The organism is Snuella lapsa (assembly GCF_039539345.1).
In the GTDB taxonomy this organism is placed as follows: Bacteria; Bacteroidota; Bacteroidia; order Flavobacteriales; family Flavobacteriaceae; genus Snuella; species Snuella lapsa.
Window position 1 is genome coordinate 1 of record NZ_BAABCY010000082.1, and the last position, 4,373, is coordinate 4,373.

Genomic DNA, 4,373 nt, shown 5'->3' on the forward strand with positions numbered 1-4,373 from the left:
CTTTAATATACTAAATATTCTGCTTTTTCTATACCAAAAAATCGCTTTTCTTACGTCGAACTCAGGTTAATAGCCAACTCTAACTTTTGGGAGAGCTTATGATAAATACCTCTATCTAGGTTATGTAAATTTTAAATCTTAAATTGGCATCAGCCAAAATATATAGAACTATGAAGGGTTTATTTATCGTTTTTCTCTTTCCGCTTTTCTTTAATTGTTCAAGCTCTCATGATTCTGAAAAAGAAATTTTGCCCAACTATAACAAAATAACACAAGTGAAATCAAAACGGGCTGATTCTAATGTGCGTTATTTTTTTGACGAAAGTGGTAAGTATAGCCATTTTAGTACTGGAAAATATTATTTTGAAGAATATAGTAGTATCGATAGTTTAGTAGTAGATTACCTTAATTTTAATGTAACCCGTATATCTTTTAAGTTCAATCCAAATAACATTATTATCTATTTTCATGATAATGATATGGAGTATATTGAGCAAAAAAAGGTTTTAAATTTCAATTCTGAAAAAATAATCAAGACCGTTGAAACTTATGGGAGAATAAGCAAAAATGATAACTTCGTAGGTGGTATAACACGTGTTTTGAATCATGACAATAATGGCAATTTAATAGATATTAAACATTTTGAAGATACAGGAGAGTTTTACCCAGACTTTATTTTGGAGCATATTGCTGATACATCAAACTTTACCTTCTTTGAACATAATTTTCCAAATTTAGCTATTTCACGTATGGCTATAAATACAATAAGTAGTGAGTTATTTATTATACTGTATAATAAAGGATACAGATTTTCTAAAAAAGGTGTGAAAAGTTATGACGAATATTATCCTAAAATTAACTCCAAGTATAGTGGTAGATTTGAATTACAATACATGTATCCAACTGAGGTCAACTACATTGAATATAATTTCAACCACGAAAACCAAACGGAATGGCACGATGATATGTTTGATACTTTTATTGAGTTTGAAGCTCTTTAATCCTTCTTTAATCTTTAGTAACTCTAAAATTTTAAAGGAACACCTTTTTTATTCTATATGGACACCTATTTGGACACCTTTTTCACCAAAAAACTTGACAAGTTGGCATTTAGAAGTAAAATGCACATAATGCATACAATGCAACTATAACAAAGAAGAAATAAAAAAGCCTCACATTTCTGCAAGGCTTAACGATTTTTAGAAGTGGTCCCACTTGGGCTCGAACCAAGGACCACCTGATTATGAGTCAGGTGCTCTAACCAACTGAGCTATGGGACCAAAATCGGCTGCAAATCTACTATTTATTTTAAAACTCTACAAGAAAATTATGCTTTTAAATAATTTCCTGACAAAGCTCTATTAGAACCCCATTTGTTGTCTTTGGATGAAGAAACACAACTAGTTTATTGTCAGCTCCTTTTTTTGGTATTTCATTAAGCACTTTAAAGCCTTCGGACACCAACCTCTTAACCTCTGCATTAATATCATCCACAGCAAAAGCAATATGGTGCACGCCTTCTCCTTTTTTTTCAAGAAACTTAGCAATAGGGCTATCTTCATGGGTGGCTTCCAATAATTCTACCTTATTGTCACCTACTTTAAAAAAAGAGGTTCGCACGCCTTCACTAACAACAGTTTCTGTTTTGTAATTTGGTTTTCCAAATAAACTGGCAAACAACTTATTGGACTCATTAAGGTTTTTAACAGCAATCCCTATATGTTCAATTTTATTCATTAAAAATACTTTACAGTAAGATACAAATTTTACAAACCAAAAGTAAGATAATCTTTAAATATCCTTTATTTTTGCACTACGATATTACCTTGAATCAATTACAACTTATAAGATAATTTGGTAAATTATATTAACTTAGTATCTTACCTCTACCCTAATTTTGGTATAAACTAGAAAACAACAATCAATTGGAAGAAAGTCAAAGACAAAAAAAAATAGGATCGGTACTACAACGCGATTTGGTAGAAGTTCTTCAGGGAGCTGCAACCCATGGTGGTATGCAGGGCATTTTAATTTCGGTAACGAAAGTGACTGTTACCGTAGACCTCTCCATCGCTAAGGTATACTTAAGTATTTTTCCAAATAACAAAGGCAAAGAGATTCTGGAGGGTATAAAGTCTAACGCCCCTTTAATACGCCATGAATTAGCCCAACGTACCAAACACCAGTTAAGGCGTATGCCCCAACTGGAATTCTTTATAGACGATTCTTTAGAATATATCGACAAAATTGAGCAATCTTTAAAAGGCAAGGTCAATCCTATTAAAGACCCTAGTATTTTAGATAAAAGAAAAAAATCCTAATTGAACGTCCCTTTATATATAGCAAAACGTTATATACGCTCCAAAAGCAGCAATAATGCTATTAACTTTATTACCATAATAGCAGTAATTGGTGTTGTTTTGGGAGCTGCTTCCTTATTTATAGTACTCTCGGGATTTGCTGGCTTAAAAGACTTCACACTTCAATTTTCATCGGTTGTTGATCCCGATTTAAAAGCTGAAACCACTATAGGTAAGTCATTTTACTTAACAGAAGATGCTATTGCGAAACTAAATGGTATAGAAGAAATTGCCATCTACTCTAAAACTGTCGAAGAGCGCGTTATAATATCTTCTGATAATAAAAACTACATTGCTACCATAAAGGGTGTCGACAAGCACTTTAAACAAGTAGTTCAAGCCGATTCTATTCTTGAAACAGGAAACTGGCTTGAACAAAAGTCGAACCAAATAGTTGTTGGCTGGGGTATAGCCACCAACTTATCCCTAGGTGTTCTGGATTATACCAATCCTGTAAACATTTATGTTCCCAAATCCGGAACAGGACAGATAACCTCTACAAAAGATGCGTTTAATATGGTAAACACCCTTAATGTAGGTGTTTTTTTTATTAACGAAACACTTAACGATACATACGTATATGCCCCAATAGATTTAGCACAGCATCTTTTAAGTTATCGTCCAAACCAAATATCGGCCATAGAATTTAAACTAAAAGAAGGCAGTGATGAAGTGCTTGCGAGACAAAAAATACAACTTGCTTTGGGTGATAACATAATAGTAAAGAACAGAGCTCAGCTAAACGATGCGCTCTACAAAATGCTGAACACCGAAAACTTAGTCGTTTATCTCATTTTTACCCTAGTCCTTATCATAGCTCTTTTTAATGTTATTGGCTCAATAATCATGATGATACTCGACAAGAAAAAAAGTTTGAACACCCTTTTTAATATTGGAATAACAGTTAAGGATATTCGCAGAATTTTCTTTTTTCAGGGTAGTTTAATGAGTATTATTGGAGGCCTCATAGGATTAAGCCTGGGATTACTTGTTGTAATCCTTCAAAAAACGTTTAGTTTGGTTTTATTAACTGTAACTATCCCATATCCCGTTTTAATAAAGCCAGAAAATTTCCTGATCGTATTTGTTACTATATCCATTCTAGGTATTATAGCCTCCAAAATTGCATCGGTACGTATTACCAAAAGCCTTTTAAAGGCTTATTAGTTCTATTTCAATATTAATAAATATTATACAGTGTTTGCATAAATATGCCTATAAAGCAGATAGGCTTGTGAGCCTTCCCTAAAAAAGTCTATGCTTCATTTTTACCATCTAAGGCTATTATAGACATCATTATAAACCCTAATAATCAGTTTGAACTTACACTGTAAATCACATTCAAAAACAACAAACGCCCTTAAAATGGGCGTTTATGTATCCTGTTTTTACAAAATCACGGGCTTGTGCAACCGTTGTTACCTGCTTTTATTTATTCTTTTCATTTAATATATTCTTTCTGTCTTTAATGTTTAGAAATTAATAAAGTACAACAAATACTGGTAAAGCAAAAGGAATGTCAACAGGTTCTCCATTTAAAGTTCCAGGCTTCATTATTGGAAGTTCCTTTAAATTATCTCTAAATTTCTTTCGTGTATCTCTATTGATATTTCCTTGTATTCGAACTTTCTTTGTTTTTCCCTGATAGTCAATTGTGAAATAACACATAACTTTTTCAGTGTCAGTTTCATTAGGATTTTCAGTCTCTTCGATATTCTCTAAATAATTCTCCTCGTCGTAATCATTGGCTAAAAGAAAGTCCGTATCCTTAACCAATTGCTCAGCGATACTAGTCAAAAAGCAGTCTTTAGGATTGTCATTTTGTTCACAATTAGGAAAAACAGGCATTTCCACATTTTCTTGAGAAAATATCTTAAAAGAAATAAAAAAGATGATTAAAAATATTTTTTTCATAATGTCTAGTCCTGAAATATGGCTACCGTTGTTGAACTAAACCTAAAGGTAGCTTTCAGGTGAAATAATCTCACTTTTGGCTACCTTTAAGTATTCGTA

General features: G+C 32.4%; 5 protein-coding genes and 1 tRNA gene. 3 read left to right on the forward strand and 3 right to left on the reverse strand.

The genetic code is table 11. From position 1 onward, the window contains the following. Positions 1 to 275 precede the first annotated feature (275 nt). Positions 276 to 1,001: a hypothetical protein gene (locus ABD792_RS15590; RefSeq protein WP_345007298.1), complete on the forward strand. Its 726-nt coding sequence runs from the start codon at positions 276 to 278 to the stop codon at positions 999 to 1,001. Between the two features lie 205 nt (positions 1,002 to 1,206). Here ABD792_RS15590 and ABD792_RS15595 read toward each other — a convergent pair. Together ABD792_RS15595 and mce are read right to left on the reverse strand one after the other, a co-directional pair. Beyond that, positions 1,207 to 1,280: transfer RNA gene (locus tag ABD792_RS15595), tRNA-Ile, on the reverse strand. Between the two features lie 55 nt (positions 1,281 to 1,335). Beyond that, the gene (mce, locus tag ABD792_RS15600; RefSeq protein ID WP_345007299.1) at positions 1,336 to 1,737 is read right to left on the reverse strand and encodes a methylmalonyl-CoA epimerase; all 402 of its coding nucleotides are present in this window, start codon (positions 1,735 to 1,737) and stop codon (positions 1,336 to 1,338) included. Between the two features lie 188 nt (positions 1,738 to 1,925). Here mce and rbfA point away from each other — a divergent pair, with 188 nt between their 5' ends. Both rbfA and ABD792_RS15610 read left to right on the forward strand, forming a co-directional pair. After that, the gene (gene rbfA, locus ABD792_RS15605) at positions 1,926 to 2,321 is read left to right on the forward strand and encodes a 30S ribosome-binding factor RbfA (protein WP_345007300.1); all 396 of its coding nucleotides are present in this window, start codon (positions 1,926 to 1,928) and stop codon (positions 2,319 to 2,321) included. Next, on the forward strand, positions 2,322 to 3,527 hold the full coding sequence (locus tag ABD792_RS15610; RefSeq protein ID WP_345007301.1) for an ABC transporter permease: 1,206 nt from the start codon (positions 2,322 to 2,324) through the stop codon (positions 3,525 to 3,527). It begins immediately after the preceding gene. A 312-nt stretch (positions 3,528 to 3,839) separates the two neighbouring features. Here ABD792_RS15610 and ABD792_RS15615 read toward each other — a convergent pair whose 3' ends face one another. Next, entirely contained in the window at positions 3,840 to 4,274 is a 435-nt protein-coding gene (locus ABD792_RS15615) for a hypothetical protein (protein WP_345007302.1), read from the reverse strand. Between the last annotated feature and the right edge of the window lie 99 nt (positions 4,275 to 4,373).

Bases quoted from the DNA above. Each gene is read 5' to 3' on its own strand.
- ABD792_RS15615 (WP_345007302.1), bottom strand. From the start codon at position 4,274: ATGAAAAAAATATTTTTAATCATCTTTTTTATTTCTTTTAAGATATTT.
- mce (WP_345007299.1), bottom strand. From the start codon at position 1,737: ATGAATAAAATTGAACATATAGGGATTGCTGTTAAAAACCTTAATGAG.